Raw genomic sequence first — 25,933 nt, 5'->3', positions numbered from 1 at the left:
GAACATGCACACCCTTCTGAGGATCACCCCGCTGGCGCTGGCGGCGCTGGCGGGCACCGCGCTCGCCGCACCGCCCACAGGGGACGACGGCGCCGACGTGCAGGCGCTGGCCAACCAGTTGGAACAGCTGAAGGCCAACTACGCACAGGAAGTGCGGCGGCTGCGCGAACTGGATATGCAGGTGCAGGCGATGCAGGCACGATTGAGTGGCCGGGTGGGCCCAGCCACAGCGACGCCCGCCGCGCCGCTGGCCGCGGCAGCCGCCGCAGCCGTTCCACCCAGCAGCGAAGGCTACGCCAGCACCGCCGCCGAGGCGCAGCAGGCCAAGCAGGAGTCGAGGCGCAGCGTGGATGACGTCAAGCAGCAGCAATCCGCGCTGTTCTCGCGGCGCTTCACCATCGAGAACAGCCTTACCTACGCCCGCTACGACCGCAAGCAGCTCACCCTGAACGGCTTCCTTGCATTGGACGCGATCTTCCTCGGCAACATCGCCATCGAGAACGTCGAATCCGATTCGTTGACCTACAACGTTGCGGCTCGCTGGGGCGTCAGCCCCAACCTGACGCTGAACCTGGATGTGCCTTACCTGGCGCGGCGCACCGTCTACCAGAAGGGCGGTGCCGGTGGCGCAGCAGCGGCCATCGCGCAGGAGGAAACCAACGGCAACGGCCTGGGTGATGTCGGTCTGAGTGCGAACTACCGCCTGTTCGGCGAGCGCGGCTGGCGCCCGGAAACCGTGCTCACTGCCGGCGTGACCGCGCCGACCGGGCGCGCGCCCTACGGCCTGGACTGGAAGGTGATCGAGCGCGACGACGATGACTACATCCGTTTCGCCGTGCCACGCGAGCAGCCCACCGGCAATGGCGTGTGGCAGGCCAATGTCGGCCTGTCGATGGTCAAGACCGCCGATCCAGCGATCCTGTTCGCCAACATCGGCTACGTGCACTCGATTCCGCGCGGGTTCAACGACATCGACAGCAATCCGGACACGGTCAATCCCGGCGACGTGAAGCTGGGTGGCTCGGTGTACTTCGGCGCGGGCGTGGCGTTCGCGTTCAACGAGCGCACCAGTCTCAGCCTGTCCTTCAGTGACCGCATCAGCGCCCGTGCCTCCACCCGATTCGAGGGCGGCAAGTGGATGAAGGTGATCGGCAGTGACGCCAACGCAGCGTCACTGAATCTGGGCGTGACCTATGCGCTGAACCAGCACACCACCCTGGTGACTCTGCTTGGCATCGGCCTGACCCCGGATGCGCCGGACTTCACCCTGGCGTTCAAGATCCCGTACATGCTCTGACCCGCCCGATTCGGCGACGACGTGGCCGCTGCCCGTCGCCGCCGAATCGCGGCAGCCGCGTGCGTTGCCCTGTGTGTCCTCCCGGGCAACGCGCCAGCGCTAGCGATGACGGCGTTGATCATCGATTCCGCCGTATTCCCGCCGCACCTTCACGGTGATCCGCCCGCATTCTCCGTCGATTCCGCCAATCCGGCGGCGACGCCATTTCCTACTCTGGCCCCACGGTGAAGCCCAGGCCGCTGCAGGCAACGCACCGTGACACTGGATACCACGCACTTCCACCTTTTCGCAGGAGCAGGACATGGCATTTCCAACCGCGGTAAACGACCAGATCACCGATTCGGTCACCCAGGCCAACACCAAGGTGCTGGGCGACGCGCCCGCCGTGGCGGTGGGCAATCTGTACCAGGCCACCGCCCAGGCACTGGCCAACGCCGCGCACAACGCCACCAACGCACAGCAGCAGTCCTACGTGACCGCGCAGTCGGCCACCACCATGGGTGTGGCCACGCTGTACTCGATCGATACCGCCACCACGGCGGTAGCGAGCAAGGAAATCCTCAGCACCCGCGTCCGCGGCCTGGGTTCCTGATCTGTCGTTCCGTAGCTGACCCGCCAACCTCAAGGAGATAGACATGGCATTCCCAACCGCTGTAAACGACCAGATCACCGATTCAGTCACCCAGGTCAATACCAAAGTGCTGGGCGACGGCCCCGCCGTGGCCATGGGCAACCTCTACCAGGCCACCGCGCAGGCGCTGGCCAACGCCGCCCACAACGCCACCAACGCCCAACAGCAGTCCTATGTGACGGCGCAGGCAGCCACCACCATGGGCGTGGCCACCCTGTACGCGATCGATACTGCCACCACCGGCGTGGCCACCAAGCAGATCCTCGGCGCGTAATGCGCCGGAAGGCAAGGAGCTGAGCCATGGCATTTCCCACGGCCGTCAACGACCAGATCACCGACTCGGTCAGCCAGGCCAACCTGCAGGTGCTGGGCGTGGCGCCTGCCACGGCAATGGGCACGCTGTACCAGGCCACCGCGCAGGCGCTGGCCAATGCCGCCCACAACGCGACGCTCGCCCAGCAGCAGATGTATGTCACGGCACAGGCCGCAACCACGATGGGCGTCGCGCTGCTCTACGCCGTCGATACCGGCGCCACCGGCGCCGCCACCCGGAAGATTCTCGGCTGATTCCATTGAGTGCCGGCAATCTCCGTTCCTGTAGTGCTGTCCACCCTAGGAGCTTCCACCATGGCATTTCCCACCGCCGTCAACAGCCAGATCACCGATTCGGTCTCGCAGGTCAACACCAAGGTGCTTGGTGATGCGCCGGCCATCGCAATGGGCAACCTGTTCGTGGCCACCAGCCAGGCACTGTCCAACGCGGCGCACAACGCCACCAACAACCAGCAGCAGTCCTACGTGACCATGCAGGCGTCGACCACCCAGGGGGTGTCCACGCTGTATGCGATCGACACCGCCTCCAACGGCGTGGCCACCCGCGAAATCCTGGGTCTGCGCTGACGTGTCGGCCCGGCGTGACGCCAACCGCCGCGCCCCCGCTCAGGGCGGCGTCACGTCGGGCCCCTGATCGATGGCCGGATCGCCTGCCACCGGCTACCTGCTGGCTGCAACCAGCACTGGCTCCGGGATGGCGATCGCCCTCGCCCCCTCGTTCGCGATGTCCGCCACGTACCTGGCGATGGCCGACAGTCTTGGCCTGGCAATGCAGAACGCGGTGGCCAACCAGCAACGCGGCCAGGTGACCGCCGGGGCAAGCCTGGCCCAGGTCCTGGCCCTGATCATCCAGAAGGGAGCCGTTCCGTCATGAGCAGTGAGAACACCGTCAACAGCCAGATCGTCGACAGCGTCAGCGCCGCCTCGACCCTGCTGGTGGCCCAGGGGCCGGCGCAGTCCTTCAGCATGCTGGACATGGTGATGCTGGAGACGTTGGGCACCGCCATGCACAACGCCGTCGCGCGCCAGCAGGGTGCGGGCATGGTCAGCAACGCAGCGGTCACCGCGACCTGCGCGAAGATGATCAATGCCCCCTGGCCGGTGCCACCGCCCGCTCCGGAATCTCCCCCGCCGCCACCGCCGCAGGTCATCCCCCTGCCCGGCCCGGTGCCGGCGCCCCCTTCGCCTGCGGCAGTGATCGCCGCGGCCACCGCAGAAGGAAAGACCGCCATCAGCGTCCTGCAGGCACAGACACACGGTGCCACTGCCGACGCTGCGGCCGCTACCAGCAGCCTGCATGCACTCGAAACGCTCGCAGGCAATGCGGCAGCGCCCGCGCCCGGTCCTGCGCCCGACCCCTCGTCCGGTCCGGATCCGGCCGCAGGTCCCGCCCAGGATTCCGCGCCAGACTCCCCCTCTTCCCCGGCCACAGGCAACACTGACGCCGGGGCCTGACACCACACAGGCCGCCTGCGGCCGCACCCGCCCACCAAGGAGCCCGTATGGACCCGAGCAACGTCAACGCCCAGGTCATCGATGTGATCAACCAGGTGCAGACGGCCACCATGTCCGCGACCGTGGTGAAGACCAGTGGCGCCGGCAAGGCCTACCAGTCTGTGGCCCAGTCTGCGGCGATCGCCGTGCAGGATGCCGCCGACGCCCTGCGCAATGTCTCAACCATCGCGACCACCGCAGCCGGCGTGGCAATGGCCCAGTACCTGGCGACGGGGGACGAAAAGTATGCGAGGGTGCTCACGCAGGCGCAGACCATGATGCAGGGGGCCACCGACGACTTCACCCGGGTCGGCAGTGCCGCTGCGACCGTCCTCAAGGATTTTCCGGCCCAGTGAGGCCGCCAGGAGAGCCACGCATGAGCGTTTTCATTGCCGGTCGTTCCATCCCCCAGGCCAACCAGATCAGTCAATCCTGCAGGCATGTCCTTCAGTTCATCGACGGCGGCGAGCACTGGCTGAAGTGGGCCATGGAATCGCATGAGCACCGTTACGCCTTCTCCGACGAGGGTACGATGCTCGATGGGGTGCAGCAGGGTCTGCACGGTTCGCGCATGACATGGTTGCCGCGCATCGGGTTGCAGATCGGCCCGATCAAGCTGCTCAGTCTGGGTACCAGTGAACTCGGTGCCCTGCGCGACATCGAGTTTGGCGATGAGACGCGCCTGTCGCATAGCGAGGCACAGGGAGTACTGGCAAGACATCGGCTGCTGACCAATACCGAACTCGGCGCCTCGCGTGCGTTCCTGGCCTCGATTGGCGCAGCCGACGCTCCGCTGCTGCAGCAACTGGATTTTCGTGAATCGGTGGCGCTCCACCAGCTAGCCGGTGAGGTGGGAATGTCCGCCGCAGGGCGCGAAGACCTGGCCGACGCCGCCAGCTTCGCGCTGCTGCACGCGCGCAGGCCCATCGAGTTTGCCGACTACTTCCGCTTCTACCAGCGGGTGAGCGCAGGTGGCGGCGGCCGCGAGCATCGGCTGACGCGTGCCACCCGGGCGTTGCAGCAGGTGCTGCCGATCCTGTTCGGCTTCCTGGACGGGCCGCAGCTGCCACAGCTGCCGTCGCCGGAGCAGGTGCGCGAGGCAATCGCCGCAAGCCTGGCCGCGAACCGGCAGATCGGCTACGCCCGCATCTCGCTGGCCGCCCAGCAGATGGCCGCATGCTTCGACAACGATCCCGACTTGCTGCTGGACGACAGCCGGCTGCGCGAGGCCGCGCGTTGGCAGTTGCGCGATGCGCAGGAGTTCCTCAACGAGCATCCGGTCTCCCGTGGCCAGCTCGGCCAGGATGGTGCCAGCGTGCAGTTCGCGATCGATGGCTCCAGGGCGCAGGCGCTGGTGCAGGTGGAGGACAATGTGATCACCCTGCAGGACTACCGCCGAACCCGCCGCTACCTGGGCGATGAAGCACAGGTTGGCTATCAGGCGGATACGGTGTGAACCCGCTTCCGGCGCCGGGTGGCGATGGCGTGCAGGCAGCGACGGAGGCCCTCGCTTCGGCGGCAGGCACGGCCGTTGCTGCCGGACGCATGGCGGCCCGACAACAAGCGCAGAAGATCCTGGCCGATGCCCAGGCGGCATTGCGCCACATCCTGGGGGAACGCAGCGACGGTGTTCTCCCCTCATCCCCAGCAGGAGCACCGACGATGACCTTCCCGACCCCGCTTCCCGGTAAGCCTACTCCCGCCCATCCGGCGGGCAAAACCCCGATGGAAATCGCCCAGGAGCTGGCGGACGCCGCGATGGCTGCCAGTGAAGAAGGCATCCGCGCCGCGATGGAGGTTTCGCAACGCGCGGTCGAGGCCGCCGCCGAAGCGGCACGCCGCGCGGACGAAGCCGCCGAGCAGGCCGTGCAGCGCGCTGCTGAAGCAAACGCACGGTAACGCCTGATCTGCCATCCCAGCACCCCGGGCAGGCCCGCGCCTGCACCGGGGCGTTTGCTTTACTGATCCGGCGTTCGACGGTAGCTGCGCGGGCTGACCCCCACCGCGCGTCGGAAGCTCTTTTCGAAGTGGCTCAGGTCACCGAAGCCAACCTGCAGTGCGACATCGGTAATGCGCAGGCGTTGCCCATCCCGCAGCAGCTGCTTGGCATGCTCGATGCGCAGTTGCTGCAGAAGCAGCTTGAACGTCGTACCCAGCTCGCTGCGAAACAGGAATCCCAGGTGAGACTGGCTGACATGGGCCTGGCGGGCGAGGTCACCCAGTGTGAGCGGCTCGGCAGCGTGGTCCTTCAGATAGGCCAGGGCACGCTTCAGGCCATCGTGCAGGCCTTCATGCGCAGCCCTCGGCGCGTCCTGCTGCCCAGGCTCGGGAGCGGCAGCTTCCTCAACCCCGGGCGGTAGTTGCGGCGCGCGCCCGGCATCGATGGCGACATTGCCCGCTGCCAGATCCGGCGCGTGGCGTGCCAGATCGTCGCGACGGATGCAGCGGCCACCGGTCATCACCGCCAACCGCACCACCACCCGCTCCATCTCCAGCAGGTTGCCGGGCCAGTCATGCGCACACAAAGCTTCCAGCACATCGTCACCCAGCACATGGGGATTGAACCCGTGCAGCTCCAGCGAACGTGCCGCCAGCGCGGCGATGTCCTCCACCCGTTCGCGCAGCGGCGGAATATCCACGGTCAGGAACTCCAGTCCGGCCAGCAGGGCGCGCGAGAACTGCTTCTCCCTCACCCGTTGTTCAAGGTCCGCGCTGGTCGAGGCGATCACCCGTGTCGGACCGGTCGCCTGCGCATCGGCATGCGCGGCGGGCAGCCCACGCATGCGATGTGACAGCTGGCCCTGCAGCGACACCGGCAGTTCGTCGACTTCATGGAAGTACAGCGTTCCGCCCTGCGCGCGCGCGAACCAGTCGCAGGCTTCGCCCTGTGGATGGACACAGTTCACCTCGACAAACGGGCCTTGCCGGTATCGGCCACCACTGTGCAGGGCGGCGGCCAGTTCCATTTTCTCGGTACCGAACTCGCCACGCAGCAGTACCGGCAGCGGACTGGCCGCCGCGCGTTCGACGAACTCGTCCATCTGCTTCAGCGCCTCACCGGCGCCGACCAGCAGCAGCGGTCGGCTCAGCGCCTGTTCGGCCCAGGCCTTGGCCTCGTAGCGCTTGATCAGGTGTGCACAGCGCTGGGCAAACTGTTCACCCAGCGCCAGGGCACTACCGTCCAGCCGGCCCTCTTCACCTTCCAGATGCAGCTCACCCAGTACCTCGCTGCCATAGCGGATCGGCAAGCGCTGGCGGGCAGCGGTGTTGTCGTCCGTTACCGCCACCGCAGTCACGTCCGTATGGCCAGCACTGGAACCGCGCAGATGGACGCTGCCGCCACGCAATGCATGGTGTTGCGAGAACTCCTTCACGAACGCGCCCAACAGGTCTGGCAAGGACCGGTGGGGTCGATAGGCGCGCTGCAACATCTCACTGACTTGCCTGTGCATTGAAACTCCCCTTTCGAATGGCAACCCGCTGCCGTTGCAGCGGGTGATCGCGCAATGGGTACCGTGCGGCTTCATTGCGTGATGCTGCGACGCCCCCGCCGCGCCTCGCGCCAGCCGCAGCACACGCAGGTGAACCTGCACACTGTCCGCCCCCATGCCCCCAGGAGGTTGCCGTCGGTAGGTCGACGATGCGGACGTCGGACGGATCCCGGCGCCTCAAACGAAGATACGCGCATTCGGCCCCGGGATTATCGAAAGCGAGTTTCGAGAAAATCGTGATGATAATCACGTGAATATCGGTGATTATCTTTGCCAGCAATGCAACGCGGGGGAATGTCGACCTGCACGGCCTGCGCGCCCTTTGCCGATCTGCGGCATGATCGACGCCTTGCCATGATCGGGAGCCTCCCATGCCATTGGGATTCATCGGCCTGGGCGTGATGGGCACGCCGATGGCGGGCCACCTCGCGCGGGCCGGGCACGCCGTGCTGGGCTGGTCCCGCTCCGGCCGAAACCACGAGGCTGCACGCACCGCCGGCGTGCAGCCCATCACGCAACGGCAGGACGTGTTCGACGCGTGCGGGACGATCCTGCTCATGCTGGCCAACGACGAGGCCATCGACAGCGTGCTGGATCGGAACACGCCGACCTTTCCTGCCCGCGTCAAAGGCCGCCTGGTGATCAACATGGGCACCAGCTCGGCAGCCTATTCCCAAGCGTTGGGCGAACAGATCCGCGCGGCAGGCGGGCGCTACGTGGAAGCGCCGGTCTCCGGCTCGCGGGTGCAGGCGGAAGCCGCGCAACTGGTCATCATGCTGGCCGGCGACGCCGCTGACGTGGCAGAAGCCTCGCACCTGCTTGCGCCCCTCGGCCGGCAGTGCGTCGCGTGCGGTCAGGTGCCAGCGGCGTTACGCATGAAGCTGGCAGTGAACCTGTATCTGATCACGCTGGTCACCGCACTGGGCGAGGCCGTCCACTTCGCCAAGGTCCACGGCATTGCCCTGGAGCGCTTCGCCGAAGTACTCAACGCCGGGCCGATGGCCAGCGAGGTATCGAGGATCAAGCTGGACAAGATGATCCGCGAGGACTTCGCGGTCCAGGCCTCGATCACCGATGTTCTGAAAAACAGCGGCCTGGTGGCCGGTGCCGCGCACGAGGCGGGCATGCAGGCGCCCCTGATCGACGCCAGCGATGCACTGTTCGCGCGGGCGCAGCGGATGGGGCTGGGAGGGCTGGACATGGCCGCGGTACTCCAGGCGATCCGGGGCGGCCCACAGGCCACCAGCGGAGCCTGAACTGGAATCATCTTCCGGCACCACAGCAGTCCCTGCCCGCTGCTATATTCAGTCCAGCTCGGCAGGCATGGTGCCTGTCCTCGAATCACAGGGAGTTGGACATGGGTCTTATACAGGCGGTCAAGGGTGCGGTAGGCGGTGTGCTGGCCGACCAGTGGAAGGACTTCTACACCGTGCCGGCGGGCCTGCCGTCCACGGCGGCCCTGTTCGCGGCGGTGCCGCAGGGCACCAATGCCGGCCGCGGCTCCAACACCAGCGGCTCGTCCAACATCATCAGCAACGGCTCGAAGATCGTGGTGCCGGAAGGCTACGGCCTGCTGCTGTTCCAGGACGGCGCGATCACCGCCTTCGTCGCCGAGCCCGGTGGCTACGAATGGCGCTCGGACGATCTGAACTCGCAGTCGATCTTCGCCGGCGACGGCCTGGTCAGCACCTTCATCAAGCAGAGCTGGGAGCGCTTCAAGTTCGGCGGCCAGCCGGGCTCGCAGCAGGCGGCTTACTTCGTGTCGCTGAAGGAACTGCCGGACAACCGCTTCGGCACCCAGTCGGAAATCTACTGGGACGACGGCTTCCTCAACACCCAGGTGGGTGCGGTCACGCGTGGCTCGTACACGCTGAAGATCGTCGATCCGATCCTGTTCGTGAAGAACTTCGTGCCCGCCAGCTATCTGCAGCCGGGCCAGGTGTTCGACTTCACCGATCTGGACAACGCCGCCGCCAGCCAGCTGTTCAATGAAGTGGTCGGTTCGCTGGCTCCCGCCTTCAGCCTGTACACGAACGATCCGAGCAAGGGCAACCGCATCACCAAGCTGCAGCAGGATTCGCTGGGCTTCGCGCAAAGCCTGTCGGCGGCAGTTGAGCAGGGTTACCAGTGGAAGTCCGATCGCGGCCTGGCCATCGTCAAGACCGCCATCGTCTCCATCGAGTACGACGCCAACACCCGCGAGCTGCTGAAGACCGTGCAGCGCGCCGATGCGCTGTCCGGTTCGCGCGGCAATTCCAACCTGCAGGCCAGCGTTGCCCAGGGCATCCAGTCGGCCGGCGAGAACGGCGGCGCGGCAGGCCTGGTCGGTGTCGGCATGGCTTCGGGCATGTTTGGTGTCGGTGGCATGCAGCAGCCGACCGCGCCGGCTGCCGATGATCCGGTGGCCAAGCTGAAGAAGGCCAAGGAAATGCTCGACCTGGGCCTGATCACCCAGAGCGACTACGACGCGCTCAAGGCCAAGGCACTGGGCCTGTAACCGGCAGGACGTACAACCACCATGTCCGATCCCCGAAACGGCCCACCGCCGCTGCCCGGATCCGCGCCCTCGACGCCGCCGCCCTTGCCGGCGGCGGCGTTGGATGGGCCGGGTTCGCCGCAGGACGTCCCTCCCCTGCCCGGCAGCTTCCCGCTGGACACCTCGAAACTGCCGCAGGCGATCCGTGATGAAGTGGAAGCACCCGATCCTGTGGCCATCGACACCTCGGCCAGCGAGCTGAAGGACGGCCTCAACCGCTGCCCCAGGTGCGGCGCCACCGACATCCGGCCCAAGGCCGGTACCGATATCCTGGTCTGCCTCTACTGCCGTCACGAATGGCATGGCGCGCGGGTCGAGGAGGAATTCGGGCTGGGCGAAGCCATCGACCAGCTGCGCGGTACCGTCATCGCCTCAGGCGCCCGTGACATCGATGCCGACACCTCGGCGTTGATGACGTTCAAGTGCACCGGCTGCGGCGCTGAAGTCACGGTCAACACCGAGAGTACGATGACGGCGCGCTGCCACTGGTGCCGCCATGTGTTCGGTGTCAACGAGCAGATCGCCAACGGCGCGGTGCCCGATGCCGTCCTGCCCTTCCACATCAAGAAGGACGATGCGGTCGCACGCATCCGCCAGTTCGTCGACAAGCGCCGGATGTTCGCGCTGAAGGCGTTCAAGGATCAGTTCACCCCGGAGAACGTGGTGGGCGTGTTCCTTCCGTACATGATCGTCGACAGCAATGTCAGCGCTGCCGTGACCGGCAAGGGCGAGATCAAGACCCGCGAATACACGGTCGGCAGCGAGAAGAACAAGCGCACCCTCTACGACGCCGACGTCTACCAGGTCGAGCGCCAGGTGGATTTCACCGTCGATGACCTGCCGCTGGAATCCTCGGCCGAACGCGGCAACCTGGACACCCGCGCCAACACCAACAACATCATCAACACCATCCTGCCGTTCGATACCAAGAACGCGGTCAAGTGGAACGCCTCGTACCTGGCCGGCTTCACCTCGGAGAAGCGCAACCTGGACGTGGAGAAGCTACGCCCACGCCTGGAAGATCAGCTGCTGTCGATCGCGCGCGCGCAGGTGGAGGGCTCGGTGAAGCGCTACAACCGCGGCGTACGCTGGGAGCAGGAGCAGCTGGAGGTGCATGGCACCCGCTGGGTGTCGATGTACCTGCCGGTGTGGCTGTATTCGTACCACCAGCCCGGCAAGAACGGCGGCATGCTGCACTACATCGCAGTGAACGGCCGCACCGGCGAAACCATGGGCAGCGTGCCCGTGCAACAGTGGAAGATGCTGTTGGCGGCACTGGCCACCGGCACCGTCATTGAAGCCCTCGCAATTGCCTTCCTGGTGGCATCGACATGAGTGATGACAGTGGTCTCTGGCTGTTGGCGGCTGGCCCGGCCGGCGCAACCGCGCTGTACTGGGCGCTGTACCGCTATTACCGCAACACCGACAAATCGCATTCCTTCGAACACGAAACCGAGATCGAAGCCCAGCCGGTGACCGGCTCGGACCAGCAGGTGGGCCGGGTCACCGGCACCGAGGAGAAGCGCATCCGCGGTGACAACGTGTACGAGTACCGGAAACGGGTGGTAAGAGTGAAGCCCGATCAGTAGAGCCAGGCCATGCCTGGCTGATCGACAACGCAGCGACGACGACGGTGAACAGCTTCAGCCGGGCAGATGTGTACGCGCCTGCGACTGTGGCCTGCTTCGCAGATCAGCTCTGTTTGCCATGCCTATACTACCGCCGCTTCCACCCCGGCCATCGTTGCACCTGCCGGTGGAAGCGGCGGGGCTGGATGTCCCCGTCGGACCGGCCGCCACGCTGCCGCCGGTCCTGCCAGTGATTTGTAACCCAATGCGGTTCAACCAATCACCAGGGGGAAGGCTATGCGCTACACACGTCGTGATTTTCTTGCCACCACCGCCAGCGCTTCATTGGCGTCACTGGTCGCGTCCGGTGCCTGGGCCAGCGGCGCCGCACCGGCCGACAAGGCCGCGCAGGCACGCTACCACCGCTACAACGTCACCAGCCCCGAAGGCCAGCGCATGCTGGCCAGCTACGCACGCGGCATCAAGGCCATGCTGGCATTGCCGGCGGATGATCCACGCAACTGGTTCCGCAACGCCTTCGTGCACCTGATGGACTGCCCGCACGGCAACTGGTGGTTCTACGTCTGGCACCGTGGCTATGTCGGCTACTTCGAGCAGACCATCCGCACGCTCAGCGGCGATCCGCAGTTCGCCATGCCCTACTGGGACTGGACCGAGCTGCCACGGATTCCCCCGGCGATGTTCGACGGCGTGCTGACACCCACTGACAGCGCCTATGCGCCGTATACACGCAACCTGGCGGTCTTCACCCGGTTCATGCGGCCAGCCCTGCAGCGTTACTGGGAAACGCTGGATGCAGGCCAACGCGATCAGCTCAAGCTCCGTGGCTATCTCACTGCGGACGATGTTTGGAACGATGTGACCGGCTACAGCGCCGCGGAGAAGACCGGTATCTCGGGCAATGCGGCCTATGCGATCACCTGCGGCGCCCGTTATCTCTGGCGCGAGAATCCCGGCTTCGATGCAAAGACCGCTTCGGCCGTGTCTCCCGATACCATTCACGCGGGGCTTTCGCCGGTCGAGTTCTACAACGATGATGTGAGTCGCAGCTTCACCAGCTCGCGTACGGCCTCACACGTGGTGCAACCCGACGGCGCCACGAAATTCTCGGTACTCGAAGGCTTCCCGCACAACAAGGTGCACAACTGCATCGGTGGCGTCGGCGCGGTCGATCCCGGCCCCTATGGCAACATGACCAACTTCCTGTCGCCGCTCGATCCGATCTTCTACCTGCACCACGCCAACATGGACCGCCTGTGGGACGTGTGGAACCAGCTGCAGCAATCCCGCGGCAAGCCGATCATGCCCATCAACGTCGACCAGCGGCGTCAGTTCATGAACGAACCGTTCCGGTTCTTCGTCAATTCACAGGGCAAGCCCGTTGGCGAGCGTCCTGCCAGCGCCTTCTTCTCCACCACGGCCTTCGACTACGACTACGTCTATGGGGGCCGCAACGACCTGCTGACGGCGGCCGCACTGCCCGCAGCTGCCGGTGCGGTGCGGCTGGTGCGCGGCACACGTTCCGATGGCACTGTCCGCGTGGCTGTCCCCAATGAGGCGGTGCGCGCGCACCTGGCCGCATCGGGCCCACGACAGTTGATTGCGGAAGTGACTCTGGAGCGACCACGCGGCCTGAACAACACCCGCGAGTTCGACGTGCTGATCAACGCACCGGCCGGTACCTCGTCCGTGGATGCCGACAGCCCGTACTACGCCGGCACCGTATCGTTCTTCGGGCCCACCATGGCCGGGATGGATCACAGCCATCCCACCACGTTCGCGGTGCCGCTGCCTCAGAAACTGGGGGCCCTGCAGGCACTCAATGCAGCCGATGGTGGAACGACCACGCTGGAGATCCGTCTGGTTGCATCGTCCGGCCAGGCACCGCAGACGTTCCCGGTGCTCGACGCCGCCATTCTGGTTGCGCCGCTGCAGCCGTGATGACGCACTGCAGGTGCCGGCACTGTCCGGCACCTGCCTTGGGCATGCAGTTTTCAGCCTGCCTGCCCCAGCCGTACCTTCAACTGCTGGATCTCCTGTTCGCTGACCCCGATCGACTTCAGGTAACCCTCTGCTCCACCATACTGGCTGTGCAGTGCCGCCAGGAACTGCACCATGTTGTCCGGCGCGGTACCGGACATGCCGGCCATCCTGCGACCGATCTCCGGATTCTGCTTGATCAACGCCATGATCTGCGCGTTCATCGCGCTGTCCTTCGGCTGCCCTTCCAGGTAGTGCGCCGAGATCGCATAGTTGTGCACGATCTCGGCCTTGGGCACGCCCGCCAGGTCCAGCAGCAGGCCGGCGATGATACCGGTGCGGTCCTTGCCTGCGGTGCAATGGAACAGCACCGCGCCATCCTGCTGCGCGGCGATACGCTGGAACACCTGCTTGAACTGCGGCTGGCTATGGCCCAACCACTGCACATAGGCCTCGCCCAGCGTATCCGGGAAGCTGGTCATCATCTTCTGCAGGTCCATCTTCTCCGTGCCCATCAGCGAAATGCGCTGATAGTCGAAGCGATCGTCGCGGGCCAGCAGATCCGGTGACTGTGCTTCCTCATCGGCGGTGCGCAGATCGATGTCGAGCTTCACACCGGCGGCGGCGAGGGCATCACGGTCGGCATCGGTCAGGCGGCCAAGGTCGGCGGTGCGCACGAAGGCATCGGCTGGAATCGGCCCTTTGCTGCCCTGCAGGCCAGCGAAGGTACGCACATTCCAGGCACCCTGCAGCGGGATCACCCGCTGCGCATCGGCGGCGGCGGGCTTTGTGTTGGCGGTAGCTACCTGTTTGGCAGCGACGGCCTGCGGCGTATCAGCGGCAACCGCTGCGGCAGCCATCGGAAGAGCCAGCATCAGGGCCAGAGCAAGTTCGGTACGAGCGATCTTCATTGGAATCTCCAGTCGAATCAGAAGTTGACGGCCACATCCAGGCCGAAGGTGCGCGGGTCGTTGAAGATGCCGCTCTGGCCCAGCGCTGCGCTGTTGATCTTGTAGAACAGATGCTGTTCATCCAGAAGATTGCGCGCCCACAGCGAGAACGACATCGTGGTGCCGGTGCTGTTGACCGGTACATCCACCAGCGCCACCCGAGCGTTCACCACGAACGAGCTGTCGGTGAGCATCTGGTCGTACTCGCTGGTGTAGTAGCCATCGGACCAGTTGCCGTCCACATGGAACTTCAGTGCCGAGAAATTGGCGAACGGCACCAGGTAGTCGGCAGACAGGCTGCCGGCGTTCTTCGGCGCCAGCAGCGGCTGGACCGTTACCTGCACCCCCGCACCGAATGGGTCCGTCGCGGTCTGCGCGTCGATCTTCGTATAGGCGTAGTTGAGGCCGAGCGTCAGGTTGTCCACCGGCATCACATTGAACTCCAGCTCCGCGCCGCGCGATTTGCCATCGCTCAATGCATTGGTGGTGACCATGGTAGTGCGGGTCTCGCCACTGTTCGGGTCGAACGGCAGCGAGAAGTCCATCTGCTTGTGGGCGATGGTCGAATCGAACACGGCGAGGTTCAGGCGGGCGCGGTTGTCCCAGAACTGCGATTTGAAGCCCAGCTCATAGGCCGTCACTTCTTCAGGACCGAACGCGCTGTAGTTGGTCGAGCGCGAGTTGGCACCGCCGGCCTTGAATCCCGTGCTGTACTTGGCATAAAGCATCGCGTGCCCGCCAATGTCGTAGGCGATGTTGACCATCGGGTCGAAGCGGCTCCAGCGGTCCTTGAACGCGAGGTTGGTCGCCGCACCATTGACGATGTACAGGCTGCCCTTCTTGTCATCGCGGGTATAGCGGCCACCGGCGGTCAGGTGCAGGCGCTGCAGCGCCTCCGGGGTCCACGTGGCTTGGCCGAACACACCCAGACTGTCGGTCCACGCTTTGCTGGCGCGGTCGATGCGTACCCGCGAGAGATCCAACGGGTTGGTCGCCGCATTCACCGTGTAGCTGTTGCCGCCTGGGCCCCAGACCAGCATGTTCGGGGTCTGCGCATTGTCACCGGCGGTCTCGTGGTAGTAGAACGCACCGCCGAGGAACTGCACCTGCGAGGTATTGCCGATCAGCTGGAACTCCTGGCTGTACTGGTGCTGGTAGACCTGCGCCAGGCTGTAACGCCCGAAGGGTGTGCCTGCGCCACCATAGGCCGAGATTGCATCGACCAGGCCCATGTCGAACTGGCCCTGGGTGAGTTCGCGGTATGAACTGATCGACTTCAGTTCCAGGTTGTCGTTCAGCGTCCACGACAGGTTCAACAGATGGCCACTGGTCCGCCCGATGTTGTCTTCCTGCGGGCCGCCGAGGATGGCGCTGTCGCGGCGATCCTGGCTGGCGCCGGCCTTCTGCAGTGGGCTCAGGTAGGCGCCCGGCACCAGCACCTGGGTGTGGTACGGCGTGGTGGCATCGTAGGAACGATCGAACGCGTACAGCAGCGAGAAGTCATCACTCGGCTGCCACAGCGCACTCAAGCGCGCGCCACGCTTGTCGTAGCTGTTGAAGTCACGCTCGCCACGCATCGGATTGTCGGTGGTGCCGCCACGCCTGGCCTGCACTGCATCGACCTTGAAGCTGACATCGCCCACCTTGGGCAGGTCCAGGTGCAGCGCGCTGTTGTAGCCGCTGAAGTTGGACACACCGGCACTGACGCTGCCGCCGAATTCGCCGGTCGGTTGCTTGGTCACGATGCTCACTGCGCCGCCTTCGGTGTTGCGGCCGAACAGCGTGCCCTGCGGCCCCTTCAGCACTTCGATGCGCTCCACGTCGTAGAGCATGCTGCCCAGGCCCTGCGCACGGCCCATGAACACTCCATCGACATAGATACCGACGCCGGCGTCGCGGGCCGGCTGGTTTGCGTCACCGGAGGCGCCAATGCCACGGATACCGATGTTCAGCGCCGAACTGCGGGTGGCAAACGGCGTGACCCGCAGCGAAGGAATGGAACCATCAGACAGGCTGCCCAGCGAAATCGCGCTGCGGTCCTTCAGCGTTTCAGCATCGACCACCGACACCGAGATCGGCGTCTCCTGCAGGTTGGTGGCGCGTTTCTGCGCGGTCACCATCACCTGGTCGAGGGCGACAGTACGCGCGACCTCGGCGGAGGCGGCAGCATCGGCGCTGGGATTGTCTTCTGCATGGGCCAGCACCGGCAGCGCGGCGGCGATGGCGAGGGTGAGCAACGGACGGTGCAGCGGGAGGTAGCGCATCGGACTCATTCGCGGAAGGAGGAGGCCGGCGCAGTCTGGAAGGCGGCAATTACAAATGAATGACCGTTCATTCACACCTTTTATGACGTACTATCCCGCCCCTGGACGCTCCTACCTCTCGCAATGACGCCGAAAGCCGCCGTAGCCGTATCCGCCAACGACCCTGCTGTCGCCCATGCCGAAGCCCAGCGCCGGCGCATCCTCGATGCCGCCCAGAAGTGCTTCATCACCCGCGGATTCCATGCCGGCTCGATCGGCGACATCGCCGCCGAAGCTGAGATCAGCCAAGGGCTGATGTACCGCTACTTCGCCAACAAGCGGGCCTTGATCCTGGCGCTGATCGAGCGCCAGCTGCGCCACGACCAGGCCTCGATCAGCGAGATGCCGGCAGCATCGGACCTGGTGGACGGCCTGCTGGAGTGCTACCAGCAATGGGCACGCGGCGAAGTGCTGCCGATCCACGGCAACGCCATCGCCAGCGTGGCACTGTATGCGGAGATCAATGCCGAGGCGCATCGCGACCCGATGCTGGCCGAGGTACTGCGTACCCATGACAGGCAGACCAGCGCTGCCATCCACGCGTGGTTGCGGCAGCGCGACGTCAGCCTGGGCCGCGTCGTGGACGAAGAGCGGATTGCCAGCCGAACCCTGCTGCTGCGGCTTCTGGTGGAAGGACTGGCGATGCGTGCCGTGCGCGATCCGGACTTGCCTGCGGCACGGGTTCGCACCCTGTTGGCCGACGCCATCGGGCGGGTGATGGGGGATTGAGGCGTACCGCCGATCCTCACACGATCCCTCACCTCGTCGGCAACGCTCGCAGACAGAGGTCTCGTTCAGTTCCCACGACGATAGCGACCAGTGGTGGCGAGAGAACCGCCGCCATCGCAATCGCGACGTCCGCGACGACGACCTGTTCGGCCGCTGGACCCTGGGCCAGGAAAACGGCAGCACCTGTACCATCGAACTGCGGAACAGTGAATGGTTCGGCGGCTACAGCGCCTATGTTCCGGCTGGCTGTCGGGATGGCTTCTTCCCGGCCAATCGATGGGTGCTGTCCGGCGATGAGCTGCTGCTGACCGACACCAGCAATACTGTGTTCGGCCGCTTTCACACATCAGGTGGCGGCCGCTGGTCGGGCGCGCTGAAATCGGACGGCACGCGGCTGTATCTCCACCCCACAGGACGCTGACGCGCCAGCCCTGCACACCGTGGGCACGGGTGGGCGCGGAAGATGATCCGCACCGCCCGTTACCGCCTGCGCGATGTCCGCCCCCACCGGTTCCCGTCTTGTCATCTACGCCGCCCTGGCCGGCAACCTGGCTATCGCTGTAGCCAAGTTCATCGCTGCGGGCATCTCCGGCAGCTCGGCCATGCTCAGCGAGGGTGTGCATTCGCTGGTCGACACCGCCAATGAGCTGCTGCTGCTCTATGGCCTGCATCGCGCCAGCAAGTCGCCGGACCCGGTGCACCCGTTCGGCTACGGGCGCGAACTGTACTTCTGGAGCTTCATCGTTGCCCTGCTGGTGTTCGCTGCCGGCGCTGGCGTCTCCGCCTACGAGGGCATCCAGCATATCCGCCGACCGGAACCCGCCACCAACCATGCGCTGAGCTACAGCGTTCTCGGCATTTCCATGCTGTTCGAAGGTGCATCGTGGTGGGTGGCGCTGCGTGAGTTCCGCCGGACCAAGGGCACGCTCGGGTACTTCGAAGCCTTCCGCCGCAGCAAGGATCCTTCCACATTCACCGTGCTGCTGGAGGACAGCGCCGCGCTGCTCGGCCTTGGCTTTGCGCTGATCGGTCTGGTCGCCGCCCAGTTGCTGGACCTGCCCGTTCTCGATGGTGTGGCGTCCCTGTGTATTGCTGGCGTGCTGGCGGCTACGGCCTTCCTACTCGCACGCGAAACCAAAGGGCTGCTGGTAGGTGAGCCTGCCCATCCCGCGGTCGCGGAGCGGATCATGGCCGTGGCCGAAGCCGATCCGGACCTGCGCCGTGCCAACGGCGTGACCACCATGCAGATGGGACCAGAGCAGGTCGTGGCCATGCTCAGTGCAGAGTTCGAGGATGACCGCCGTACGCCGCAGATCGAGGCCTGCATCACCCGTATCGAGACCGCCGTGAAGCGCGAGTACCCGGAGCTGGTAGCTCTGTTCATCAAGCCGCAGACACCGGAGGTTCATGCCGCCCGTAGTGCGGCGTTGGCAGCATCTCCCCGGCAGGATTGACGCAGCGTCCGCAACGGCTTCACCTGATCGCCGCCACACTGCAGACTCCTCCTGCAGAGCTTGCCACCGCCGTGCTGGACTGGTTGCCCGATCACTGGAAGATCCTTCCCCGCCGCTTCTACCAGCGCCCGTCCACCGACGTTGCCCCTGAGCTGCTCAACAAGCTGCTGGTCCGCGACGATGGCCGCGCGGCGCGCATCGTCGAGGTCGAGGCCTATGCCGGCAGTGTGGATCCAGCCGCGCACTCCTATCGTGGGCAGACCCCACGCACGGCCAGCATGTTTGGTGAGGCCGGCCATCTCTATGTCTACTTCACCTACGGCATGCACTGGGGCAGCAACGTTGTCTGCGGTGAAATCGGCGAAGGTGTCGCCGTCCTGCTGCGCGCCGCCGAGCCATTGGCGGGGCTGGAGCGGATGCACGAACTGCGCCCGGCGGCCAGGCGTGATCACGATCTGGCCAGCGGCCCCGGCAAGCTCTCGCAGGCTTTCGGACTGGACCGCGGCTTCGATGGCGCGGATCTGGTGACCGGGAACCAAGGGATCATCATTGCCAGCGACGGCACCGCACCGCCGCTCGACCCGGTCGTCGGGCCCCGCATCGGTATCACACGTGCGGTGGACTTTCCCTGGCGCTGGCACGTTCGCGACCACCGTCACGTTTCGGTACGCCCCTCGCGCGCGCTTCGCAAACGCTGACCGAGGCGCGTCACATCGGCATCACCCGACGCTGGCGATACATAACGCGCTACGCACTAGCGTAGTGCCTGACAGCCGCCGAAGCCGCCCTCGCCACCCCAGCCCTGAAACGCGCCATGGACGAAGCCGAACGACTGCTTGAACTCGACCGTCTGCATCTGCTCGACACTCCGCCAGAGCCGGTTTTCGATGCGATCGTCGCCGCCGCGCGTGCCGCCACCGGCATGACCATGGCACTGATCTCGGTGGTAGCCGACGAGCGCCAGTGGTTCAAGGCCAACATCGGGCTGGAAGGTGTCAGTGAGACCGCACGCGAGATTTCTTTCTGCACGCATGCGATCCAGCAGGATGAGCTGTTCGAAGTTCCGGACGCGCGCCAGGATCCGCGATTCTCCACCAACCCGCTGGTGACCGGCGGCCCACGCATCCGCCACTACGCCGGCATCTCGCTGGGCTCGGCGCACGGCGCTCGCATTGGAACACTGTGCCTGCTCGATCCGATGCCGGGCGTACTGTCGCCCTCACAGCGCGAACTGATGGTGCATCTGGCGCGGGTCACCACCCAGGTACTGGAACAGCGCAGCACCTTGATGGCCCAGGTCGGCCAGGCCAAGGCTCTGCACCGCGAGTTGAAACGCAGTGAGGATTTCCTGGAACGCACCAACCGCGCAGCGCGGGTAGGCGGCTGGGAGATGGACCTGGTCAATAACGAAGTGCGCTGGACGCGCGAAACCAAACAGATCCATGGCGTGCGCAGCAACTTCGAGCCCACGCTCGACACCGCGCTTTCGTTCTACCGCGAGGACAGCCGCAGCATCATCCGCACAGCGGTACAGCGCTGCATCGAGGAAGGCACGTCGTGGGAGGTTCAATTGCCGATGACGACCGCCGATGGACGCGCCATCTGGACGAGGGTCGTCGGTGGCCGGCAGCAGGTTGATGGTCACCCTCGGCTGGTCGGCGCCATCCAGGACATCACCGAGGAGCGCGCCGCACTGGATGCGCTGGAAGCTAGCGAAACCCGCTACCGGCGTCTGTTCCACTACAGCCTGGGTTTGATCTGTACGCATACGCTGGATGGCACGCTGACGTCGGTGAACCCGGCGGCAGTGCAGTCGTTGGGTTTCGACGAAGGCCAGATGATCGGGCGCAGCCTGTGTGACCTGATGCCGCCGGAGAAGCGCGCCGCCTTCAAGGCCTATCTCGAGCGCATCACGGTCAACCACACCGATGCCGGCGTCATCGAACTGATCGCTGCCGATGGAACCCGGCACTATTGGGCCTACCACAACGTGCTCGACAGCGAAGCCAATCCACCCTACGTGCTCGGCCATGCACAGGACGTCACCGCATTGCGGATGCAGGAACAGCAGTTGCGTGAAATGTCCTTCAAGGACCCGCTCACCCAGAGCTACAACCGCCGCTTCCTGCCCCGCCTGGACGAACTGGGCGAGCGGCCATGGGCCTGCCTGATGTTCGATCTTGATCATTTCAAGCAGATCAACGACAGCCAGGGCCATGCGCGAGGTGACACGGTGCTGGTGGAGTTCGCCGCCTTCCTGCGCTCTCCGCTGGGTGCGGCGGAGAACGTGGTACGGATGGGGGGCGACGAGTTCATGGTGGTGCTGACCGGCCCGGAACCGGGGAGGCTGACCGCACTGGAACAGTGGTATGCGGAGCACGCCGGGCAGTCACCCACGCCCTTCTCGCTGGGCGCGACCCACCATGCACCTGGCGAGACGGTGGCCGACACCCTGCAGCGCGCCGACAGCCGGCTGTACCGCGAGCGGGCACGTGTGCGCAGGCATCCCCGGCCGTCGGCCTGATATCGGCCGCAGCTGCCGGCTTGCCGAACCTGCCCGTACGTCTGTGGCCCCGGTGTAGCGCTATGCTCGTCAGCGGGCACCAACGGCCCCCTGGGGGAACCCGCATGACCCGCAGCATCCGCTTCGTCCTGCTACTGCTGTTGCTGCTTCCTTCGCTCGCACTGGCGGCGCCAGCCCCTGCACCGGTCGAAGCGAGGGTGCCCTTCGCGCCAGCGCCCTTCATCGGCAGCGACGGCCTGCGCCATCTGGCCTATGAACTGCACATCACCAATTTCTACGGCGATACCGGCGCGCTGCAGCCGCAGTCGCTGCAGGTGTTCGCCGACAACGCTGCAACATCGCTGCTGACGCTGGACGGCCCCGCCCTGCGCGGCTGGGTTCGGCCGATGCCGGCCGAGGATGTGGCCCTCAGCATTGCGCCCGGCAAGCGGCTGGTGGTTTTCCTGTGGCTGTCATTGCCACCCGGCGCGCCCGTTCCACACACCCTCCGTCACCACATGCTGCTGGGCACCGAGCACCACGGCAACGTGCTGCTGGATGGCGCCAGCGTGCAGGTCAATCCTGCGCCAGTGCTGGCCGTGGGACCGCCGCTGCAGGGTGGCCGCTGGCTCGCGCATGAAGGACCGGGCGCGGCGCAGTCGCACCATTGGGGCAGCCTGGTTGCGGTCAATGGTGAGCTGACCATTCCACAGCGCTTCGCCCTCGATCTGGTCGGCGTGAACGCACAAGGCCGCGCGTTGCGGCCCGGTACAAAGGATCTGCAGCACACCCGCCACTCGGACTGGGTGGGCTATGCGGCACCGGTGCTGGCCGTGGCCGATGGCATCGTCCGCGCCACCCGCGACGGACAGCCGGAGCATGCCCCACTGACCGCACAACCGGAGCCATCGTCACTGACCGCCGACGGCTTGTTCGGCAACTACGTGGTGGTGGAAATCGCGCCGGATGTCTTCGCCAGCTACGCCCACCTGCGCGCAGGCAGCGTCAAGGTCAGACCCGGGCAACGCATCCAACGGGGACAGGTGCTGGCGCAGCTGGGACAGTCGGGCAATTCCGCTGCGCCACACCTGCATTTCCAGCTTTCCAACAAGCCCACGTTCGAAGGGTCCGAAGGCATTCCCTATGTCTTCCAGTCCTTCGACGATTTCGGCCCTGAAAGCGAGGCACAACTGTTCGGCCAAGGTGACGCCTGGAAACCCGGCGTGACCGTGCCGCGCGACAACCAGTTGCCGCTGAACGACATCGTCATTGCCTTTCCGCCGCGCTGACACACCCACTCTGCTGCCGGGAATGCTCCTGCCCACGCTCGGCTTGCTGCGCGCAGCGCAGGGTTCATCCTGGTCTGGCCGGAGAACAGCCGAGCGTAGGCTCGGCTCTACAATGTCCTGCAGCGGGTGCGGCCCTACTCCGCCGCCAGTGCCTGGATCGGGTCCAGCTGCGCGGCGCTGCGTGCCGGGAAGTAGCCGAAGCCAAGCCCGATCGCCGACGAACACGCCAATGCAGCCAGCACCGGCCCCGGCGTGAACAGGAACGGCACGCCCAGCGACAGCAGGCTGGACAGCGCTCCCGCACCGAACGCGAACAGTACGCCCAGCACACCACCGAGCAGGCAGATCAGCACCGCTTCGATCAGGAACTGGCGCAGGATGTCACCCTGCCGCGCACCCACTGCCAGACGCACGCCGATCTCGCGCACGCGCTCCTTAACCGACACCAGCATGATGTTCATCACCCCAACTCCACCCACCACCAGCGCCACCGCGGCAATGGCGGAGACCAGGGCCGCCATGGTCTGGCTGGACTTCATCACCGCCTTGCGAATCTGATCGGCGTTGTAGATGAAGAAATCCCGCCGCCCATGCAACCGTTGCAGTTCGGCAGCCAGCGAGGCTTCGGCGGCGGTGGTCGGCACGTTGTCGCGCACCCGCACGGTGATGCTCTCCAGCCGTTGGCTGCCCAGCAGCCGCGAGGCCGCCGAGGTATACGGCACGTAGACCGTGGGCGTCGCACCGCCGGCAAAGGCGCTGGCGCCGACCACACCGATCACCTCCACCGGCATGCCGCCCAACAGCACCGTACTGCCGATCGGGTTGCCGGTGAACAGCGCCTTGGCCGCCTTCTGATCGACCACGCCCACGGCACGATGCGCATCTACTTCAGCATCGGTGAAGAAGCGCCCAGCCTTCAGCTGCAGCCCGCGCACGCGCGGCAAGTCCGCGCCCACGCCCTGCACCTGGGTGTTGGCACGACGGCTGCCCTGCAGTGCTGCCACCGAACCCGTCAGATTGGGGCTGACGCTGTCCACGTAGCTGAGCGCGGCCAGATGGTCGGCATCCCCCACCACCAGCGTTTCGATCTCCGCCGAGCGCGGGTCACCGAAATCGGCGCCGGGGAATATCTCCAGTGTGCTGGCGCCCAGTTCATTGATCTGTGATTCCACCTGCGCCTGCGCGCCCTTGCCTAGCGCGACCACGGTCACCACGGCGGCCACGCCGATGATGATGCCGAGCATCGTCAACAAGGTCCGCAGTCGATGGGCCAGCATCGAACGCACCGCCATCCGGGCGGCCTCGCGTACCGCGTCCAGGCGCGCCCGGCGCTCGGCAGTCAGGGACGGACCGCGTTCGGCGATGGACGCAGCGGGCGTCAACACCGGCGCCCTGTCACCACGATCGGCGACCACACGTCCGTCGGCAATCTCGATCACCCGGCCGGCATGCGCGGCAATTGCAGCGTCATGGGTCACCAGGATCACCGTATGGCCTTGTCCATGCAGGCGCTTCAGTTCGGCCATCACCTGCTGGCCACTGGCGTGATCGAGCGCGCCGGTCGGCTCGTCGGCCAGTACGATGGCGCCGCCGTTCATCAGCGAACGCGCGATCGACACGCGCTGCTGCTGGCCGCCGGACAGCTGGCTCGGTCGGTTTGCGGTGCGTTCGCCCAGGCCCAGCGTTTCCAGCAGCCCGCGGGCACGCGCGGTACGCGTCTCTGCATCCACGCCCGCATAGACCGCCGGCAATGCCACGTTCTCGGTGGCGCTCAGGTTCTCCATCAGGTTGTAGCGCTGGAAGATGAAGCCGAAGTGCTCGCGGCGCAGCCGGGCCATCGCATCCGGCGCCATCTGCTCGGTGGCCTCGCCGTTCACGCGATAGCTGCCTTCGGTTGGCCGGTCCAGGCAGCCGAGGATGTTCATCAACGTTGATTTTCCCGAACCGGACGGGCCGATGATGGCGATGAACTCACCGGCGTCGATACGCAGCGAGACATCCTTCAGCACCACCACTTCACCGGCGGCCGAGCGATAGGCGCGCGATACGCCATGCAGTTCCAGCAGAGCATCGGCCATGCTCAGATCCCCAACAGGCTGGCAGCTTCCGGCTCAGCGCCGCTTGGCGCCTGGCCGACCACCACGTTCTCGCCTGCCTTCAGCCCGGACAGGATCTGCACCGCCGTCGCGGTGCGCAAACCCGTGCTGACCTCACGCTCGGTGACGCGGCCCTTTGCATCGACCACCTGCACCGTGCCGCGGTTGCTGTCCTTGCCTTCGGATTCGGTCAATGCGGTCAACGGCACCTGCAGTGCGTTGGCAGCGCGTGCCAGTTGCAGGGTGACCTTCACCGTCATCGACGGTTTCAGCTTCAGGCCCGGATTGGCCACATCGAACAGGCCGGCGTAGTACACCGCCTTGGGCGTCTGCGCCGAGCCACCCGCACTGCTGCCGGCCATATCGGCAATCGTCGACGGCGCAGGCTCCAGCTGCTGCAGATGGGATTCGTAGCGGCGGCCACTCGGGCCCAGTGTCGAAAACCACAGCGGCTGGCCGGGCGCGACCAGCTCCACATCGGCCTCCGCGATCTCGGCGCGCACGGTCATCGTATCCATCTGCGCCAGCATCACGATGGTCGGCGTGGTCTGCATCGAGTTCAACGTCTGCCCGGCCTTGGTCACGATAGCGACGATGTACCCGTCGCTGGGCGAGACGATGCGGGAATAGCCGAGGTTGATACGTGCGGTTTCGACCTGGGTCACGGCCTGGTCGATCTGCGCCTGCAGCGCGGCCATCTCCGAGCGCGCCGTATCACGTGCCACCCGCGCGGCCTCGAAACCTTCCTGTGACACCAGGCGTGACGCCACCAGCTGCGACTGCCGCTCGTAGACACGGCTGGACTGGGCGTAACGGGCCTGGCTGGCCGCATGCTGGGCACGCAACGTGTTGGTGGCCGCTTCAGCGCTGCGCAGGGCGATGCGCTGCGGCTGCGAGTCGACCTCGGCAATCAGGTCGCCGGCCTGTACGCGCTGGCCCAGCACCACATGCAGGCGCTTGACCTGGCCGGACACCTGCGCGCCCACCGCCACCAGCTCCTTCGGGTTGACCCGGCCCACCGCCTGCACGGTCTTTTCCAGATCCGCCACTCTTGCCGGCGCGGTGATCAACGCGGCATCATCGCTGTCTGCGAAGGCCCACCAGCCTGCGGCACCCGCAATGAGAGCCACGGCTGCGGCGATGGTCCAGATCCTGCGGTTGTTCATCGAAACGCCCGGCTGCGGGCGGCCACCCAGTGCGACCGCTGAGGCCGCAGTCTGCAAGCCAGGGGTGGACGTTTCTTGGAGCCACTGTGGAG

26 protein-coding genes are annotated in these 25,933 nt (G+C 65.9%); 21 read left to right on the top strand and 5 right to left on the bottom strand.

Annotation, left to right across the window (positions count from 1 at the left end; translation table 11 throughout):
• Nucleotides 1-4 precede the first annotated feature (4 nt).
• From V9K93_RS09085 to V9K93_RS09040, 10 genes are all read left to right on the top strand, one after another.
• The gene (locus V9K93_RS09085; RefSeq protein WP_046985581.1) at nucleotides 5-1,297 is read left to right on the top strand and encodes a transporter; all 1,293 of its coding nucleotides are present in this window, start codon (nucleotides 5-7) and stop codon (nucleotides 1,295-1,297) included.
• 301 nt (nucleotides 1,298-1,598) lie between these two features.
• Complete coding sequence (locus V9K93_RS09080; RefSeq protein WP_005416648.1) at nucleotides 1,599-1,889, top strand: RebB family R body protein; 291 nt, start codon at nucleotides 1,599-1,601, stop codon at nucleotides 1,887-1,889.
• Between the two features lie 43 nt (nucleotides 1,890-1,932).
• Nucleotides 1,933-2,202, top strand: coding sequence for a RebB family R body protein (locus V9K93_RS09075; RefSeq protein ID WP_046985582.1), 270 nt, complete (start codon nucleotides 1,933-1,935; stop codon nucleotides 2,200-2,202).
• A gap of 26 nt (nucleotides 2,203-2,228) precedes the next feature.
• Entirely contained in the window at nucleotides 2,229-2,495 is a 267-nt protein-coding gene (locus tag V9K93_RS09070) for a RebB family R body protein (RefSeq protein WP_006446865.1), read from the top strand.
• 60 nt (nucleotides 2,496-2,555) lie between these two features.
• The gene (locus V9K93_RS09065; RefSeq protein WP_005416651.1) at nucleotides 2,556-2,828 is read left to right on the top strand and encodes a RebB family R body protein; all 273 of its coding nucleotides are present in this window, start codon (nucleotides 2,556-2,558) and stop codon (nucleotides 2,826-2,828) included.
• Between the two features lie 70 nt (nucleotides 2,829-2,898).
• On the top strand, nucleotides 2,899-3,135 hold the full coding sequence (locus V9K93_RS09060; RefSeq protein ID WP_046985584.1) for a RebB family R body protein: 237 nt from the start codon (nucleotides 2,899-2,901) through the stop codon (nucleotides 3,133-3,135).
• Nucleotides 3,132-3,716, top strand: a complete 585-nt coding sequence (locus tag V9K93_RS09055; protein ID WP_337302417.1) for a RebB family R body protein — start codon at nucleotides 3,132-3,134, stop codon at nucleotides 3,714-3,716. Before V9K93_RS09060 ends, V9K93_RS09055 begins: the two co-directional genes overlap by 4 nt.
• A 47-nt stretch (nucleotides 3,717-3,763) precedes the next feature.
• Nucleotides 3,764-4,111: a hypothetical protein gene (locus V9K93_RS09050; RefSeq protein ID WP_014037265.1), complete on the top strand. Its 348-nt coding sequence runs from the start codon at nucleotides 3,764-3,766 to the stop codon at nucleotides 4,109-4,111.
• 20 nt (nucleotides 4,112-4,131) lie between these two features.
• A complete protein-coding gene (locus tag V9K93_RS09045; protein WP_295377208.1) occupies nucleotides 4,132-5,211 on the top strand; it encodes a hypothetical protein in 1,080 nt (359 codons plus the stop codon).
• Nucleotides 5,212-5,240: 29 nt separating this feature from the next.
• Nucleotides 5,241-5,654: a hypothetical protein gene (locus V9K93_RS09040; protein ID WP_337302416.1), complete on the top strand. Its 414-nt coding sequence runs from the start codon at nucleotides 5,241-5,243 to the stop codon at nucleotides 5,652-5,654.
• Nucleotides 5,655-5,713: 59 nt separating this feature from the next.
• On the opposite strand, the gene V9K93_RS09035 is transcribed toward V9K93_RS09040, so the two are convergent.
• On the bottom strand, nucleotides 5,714-7,207 hold the full coding sequence (locus tag V9K93_RS09035; protein ID WP_046983342.1) for a helix-turn-helix domain-containing protein: 1,494 nt from the start codon (nucleotides 7,205-7,207) through the stop codon (nucleotides 5,714-5,716).
• A gap of 410 nt (nucleotides 7,208-7,617) precedes the next feature.
• On the opposite strand from V9K93_RS09035, the gene V9K93_RS09030 reads away from it, so the two are divergent.
• From V9K93_RS09030 to V9K93_RS09010, 5 genes are all read left to right on the top strand, one after another.
• On the top strand, nucleotides 7,618-8,502 hold the full coding sequence (locus tag V9K93_RS09030) for an NAD(P)-dependent oxidoreductase (RefSeq protein WP_136637977.1): 885 nt from the start codon (nucleotides 7,618-7,620) through the stop codon (nucleotides 8,500-8,502).
• Nucleotides 8,503-8,603: 101 nt separating this feature from the next.
• Nucleotides 8,604-9,743 (top strand): SPFH domain-containing protein, encoded by a 1,140-nt coding sequence (locus tag V9K93_RS09025; protein WP_337302415.1) that lies wholly within the window; start codon nucleotides 8,604-8,606, stop codon nucleotides 9,741-9,743.
• A 21-nt stretch (nucleotides 9,744-9,764) separates the two neighbouring features.
• Entirely contained in the window at nucleotides 9,765-11,117 is a 1,353-nt protein-coding gene (locus V9K93_RS09020) for a TFIIB-type zinc ribbon-containing protein (protein WP_337302414.1), read from the top strand.
• The gene (locus tag V9K93_RS09015; RefSeq protein WP_046983345.1) at nucleotides 11,114-11,371 is read left to right on the top strand and encodes a hypothetical protein; all 258 of its coding nucleotides are present in this window, start codon (nucleotides 11,114-11,116) and stop codon (nucleotides 11,369-11,371) included. The genes V9K93_RS09020 and V9K93_RS09015 overlap by 4 nt, the downstream gene beginning before the upstream one ends.
• A 276-nt stretch (nucleotides 11,372-11,647) precedes the next feature.
• On the top strand, nucleotides 11,648-13,312 hold the full coding sequence (locus V9K93_RS09010) for a tyrosinase family protein (protein ID WP_337302413.1): 1,665 nt from the start codon (nucleotides 11,648-11,650) through the stop codon (nucleotides 13,310-13,312).
• Nucleotides 13,313-13,365: 53 nt separating this feature from the next.
• Here the strand turns inward: V9K93_RS09010 and V9K93_RS09005 are convergent, their stop codons facing one another.
• Nucleotides 13,366-14,262 (bottom strand): tyrosine-protein phosphatase, encoded by an 897-nt coding sequence (locus tag V9K93_RS09005; protein WP_295377186.1) that lies wholly within the window; start codon nucleotides 14,260-14,262, stop codon nucleotides 13,366-13,368.
• Between the two features lie 17 nt (nucleotides 14,263-14,279).
• Entirely contained in the window at nucleotides 14,280-16,565 is a 2,286-nt protein-coding gene (locus tag V9K93_RS09000) for a TonB-dependent receptor (RefSeq protein ID WP_337302412.1), read from the bottom strand.
• A gap of 123 nt (nucleotides 16,566-16,688) precedes the next feature.
• Here V9K93_RS09000 and V9K93_RS08995 point away from each other — a divergent pair, with 123 nt between their 5' ends.
• The 6 genes from V9K93_RS08995 (at nucleotide 16,689) to V9K93_RS08970 (ending at nucleotide 22,579) form a co-directional block, all read left to right on the top strand.
• Nucleotides 16,689-17,333 carry a TetR/AcrR family transcriptional regulator gene (locus tag V9K93_RS08995; RefSeq protein WP_046983349.1) on the top strand — a complete coding sequence of 215 codons (645 nt, stop codon included), beginning with the start codon at nucleotides 16,689-16,691 and terminating at the stop codon, nucleotides 17,331-17,333.
• Complete coding sequence (locus V9K93_RS08990; protein ID WP_136638064.1) at nucleotides 17,329-17,754, top strand: AprI/Inh family metalloprotease inhibitor; 426 nt, start codon at nucleotides 17,329-17,331, stop codon at nucleotides 17,752-17,754. The genes V9K93_RS08995 and V9K93_RS08990 overlap by 5 nt, the downstream gene beginning before the upstream one ends.
• A gap of 73 nt (nucleotides 17,755-17,827) precedes the next feature.
• Nucleotides 17,828-18,787: a cation diffusion facilitator family transporter gene (locus tag V9K93_RS08985; protein ID WP_337302411.1), complete on the top strand. Its 960-nt coding sequence runs from the start codon at nucleotides 17,828-17,830 to the stop codon at nucleotides 18,785-18,787.
• Nucleotides 18,788-18,858: 71 nt separating this feature from the next.
• Nucleotides 18,859-19,485: a DNA-3-methyladenine glycosylase gene (locus tag V9K93_RS08980; protein ID WP_136638063.1), complete on the top strand. Its 627-nt coding sequence runs from the start codon at nucleotides 18,859-18,861 to the stop codon at nucleotides 19,483-19,485.
• A gap of 116 nt (nucleotides 19,486-19,601) precedes the next feature.
• Nucleotides 19,602-21,311 (top strand): sensor domain-containing diguanylate cyclase, encoded by a 1,710-nt coding sequence (locus V9K93_RS08975; RefSeq protein WP_046983351.1) that lies wholly within the window; start codon nucleotides 19,602-19,604, stop codon nucleotides 21,309-21,311.
• Nucleotides 21,312-21,415: 104 nt separating this feature from the next.
• Nucleotides 21,416-22,579 carry a M23 family metallopeptidase gene (locus V9K93_RS08970; protein WP_136637972.1) on the top strand — a complete coding sequence of 388 codons (1,164 nt, stop codon included), beginning with the start codon at nucleotides 21,416-21,418 and terminating at the stop codon, nucleotides 22,577-22,579.
• A gap of 134 nt (nucleotides 22,580-22,713) precedes the next feature.
• Here V9K93_RS08970 and V9K93_RS08965 read toward each other — a convergent pair whose 3' ends face one another.
• Both V9K93_RS08965 and V9K93_RS08960 read right to left on the bottom strand, forming a co-directional pair.
• A complete protein-coding gene (locus tag V9K93_RS08965; RefSeq protein WP_337302410.1) occupies nucleotides 22,714-24,657 on the bottom strand; it encodes a MacB family efflux pump subunit in 1,944 nt (647 codons plus the stop codon).
• A 2-nt stretch (nucleotides 24,658-24,659) separates the two neighbouring features.
• Complete coding sequence (locus V9K93_RS08960) at nucleotides 24,660-25,841, bottom strand: efflux RND transporter periplasmic adaptor subunit (protein WP_046983354.1); 1,182 nt, start codon at nucleotides 25,839-25,841, stop codon at nucleotides 24,660-24,662.
• Between the last annotated feature and the right edge of the window lie 92 nt (nucleotides 25,842-25,933).

Source organism: Stenotrophomonas sp. CCNWLW162, assembly GCF_037203745.1.
Lineage (GTDB): Bacteria > Pseudomonadota > Gammaproteobacteria > Xanthomonadales > Xanthomonadaceae > Stenotrophomonas > Stenotrophomonas maltophilia_AQ.
Note: the sequence above shows the minus strand (reverse complement) of the source record. Positions and strands in the feature narration are given on the sequence as shown.

Coding starts and splice junctions, on each gene's coding strand:
- V9K93_RS08995 (WP_046983349.1), top strand. CDS start 16,689: ATGACGCCGAAAGCCGCCGTAGCCGTATCCGCCAACGACCCTGCTGTC.
- V9K93_RS09020 (WP_337302414.1), top strand. CDS start 9,765: ATGTCCGATCCCCGAAACGGCCCACCGCCGCTGCCCGGATCCGCGCCC.
- V9K93_RS09045 (WP_295377208.1), top strand. CDS start 4,132: ATGAGCGTTTTCATTGCCGGTCGTTCCATCCCCCAGGCCAACCAGATC.
- V9K93_RS08985 (WP_337302411.1), top strand. CDS start 17,828: ATGTCCGCCCCCACCGGTTCCCGTCTTGTCATCTACGCCGCCCTGGCC.
- V9K93_RS09025 (WP_337302415.1), top strand. CDS start 8,604: ATGGGTCTTATACAGGCGGTCAAGGGTGCGGTAGGCGGTGTGCTGGCC.
- V9K93_RS09005 (WP_295377186.1), bottom strand. CDS start 14,262: ATGAAGATCGCTCGTACCGAACTTGCTCTGGCCCTGATGCTGGCTCTT.
- V9K93_RS09060 (WP_046985584.1), top strand. CDS start 2,899: ATGGCCGGATCGCCTGCCACCGGCTACCTGCTGGCTGCAACCAGCACT.
- V9K93_RS09065 (WP_005416651.1), top strand. CDS start 2,556: ATGGCATTTCCCACCGCCGTCAACAGCCAGATCACCGATTCGGTCTCG.
- V9K93_RS08975 (WP_046983351.1), top strand. CDS start 19,602: ATGGACGAAGCCGAACGACTGCTTGAACTCGACCGTCTGCATCTGCTC.
- V9K93_RS09035 (WP_046983342.1), bottom strand. CDS start 7,207: ATGCACAGGCAAGTCAGTGAGATGTTGCAGCGCGCCTATCGACCCCAC.
- V9K93_RS08965 (WP_337302410.1), bottom strand. CDS start 24,657: ATGGCCGATGCTCTGCTGGAACTGCATGGCGTATCGCGCGCCTATCGC.
- V9K93_RS09080 (WP_005416648.1), top strand. CDS start 1,599: ATGGCATTTCCAACCGCGGTAAACGACCAGATCACCGATTCGGTCACC.
- V9K93_RS09050 (WP_014037265.1), top strand. CDS start 3,764: ATGGACCCGAGCAACGTCAACGCCCAGGTCATCGATGTGATCAACCAG.
- V9K93_RS09075 (WP_046985582.1), top strand. CDS start 1,933: ATGGCATTCCCAACCGCTGTAAACGACCAGATCACCGATTCAGTCACC.
- V9K93_RS09000 (WP_337302412.1), bottom strand. CDS start 16,565: ATGCGCTACCTCCCGCTGCACCGTCCGTTGCTCACCCTCGCCATCGCC.
- V9K93_RS09015 (WP_046983345.1), top strand. CDS start 11,114: ATGAGTGATGACAGTGGTCTCTGGCTGTTGGCGGCTGGCCCGGCCGGC.
- V9K93_RS09085 (WP_046985581.1), top strand. CDS start 5: ATGCACACCCTTCTGAGGATCACCCCGCTGGCGCTGGCGGCGCTGGCG.
- V9K93_RS09055 (WP_337302417.1), top strand. CDS start 3,132: ATGAGCAGTGAGAACACCGTCAACAGCCAGATCGTCGACAGCGTCAGC.
- V9K93_RS09030 (WP_136637977.1), top strand. CDS start 7,618: ATGCCATTGGGATTCATCGGCCTGGGCGTGATGGGCACGCCGATGGCG.
- V9K93_RS08970 (WP_136637972.1), top strand. CDS start 21,416: ATGACCCGCAGCATCCGCTTCGTCCTGCTACTGCTGTTGCTGCTTCCT.
- V9K93_RS09010 (WP_337302413.1), top strand. CDS start 11,648: ATGCGCTACACACGTCGTGATTTTCTTGCCACCACCGCCAGCGCTTCA.
- V9K93_RS08960 (WP_046983354.1), bottom strand. CDS start 25,841: ATGAACAACCGCAGGATCTGGACCATCGCCGCAGCCGTGGCTCTCATT.
- V9K93_RS09070 (WP_006446865.1), top strand. CDS start 2,229: ATGGCATTTCCCACGGCCGTCAACGACCAGATCACCGACTCGGTCAGC.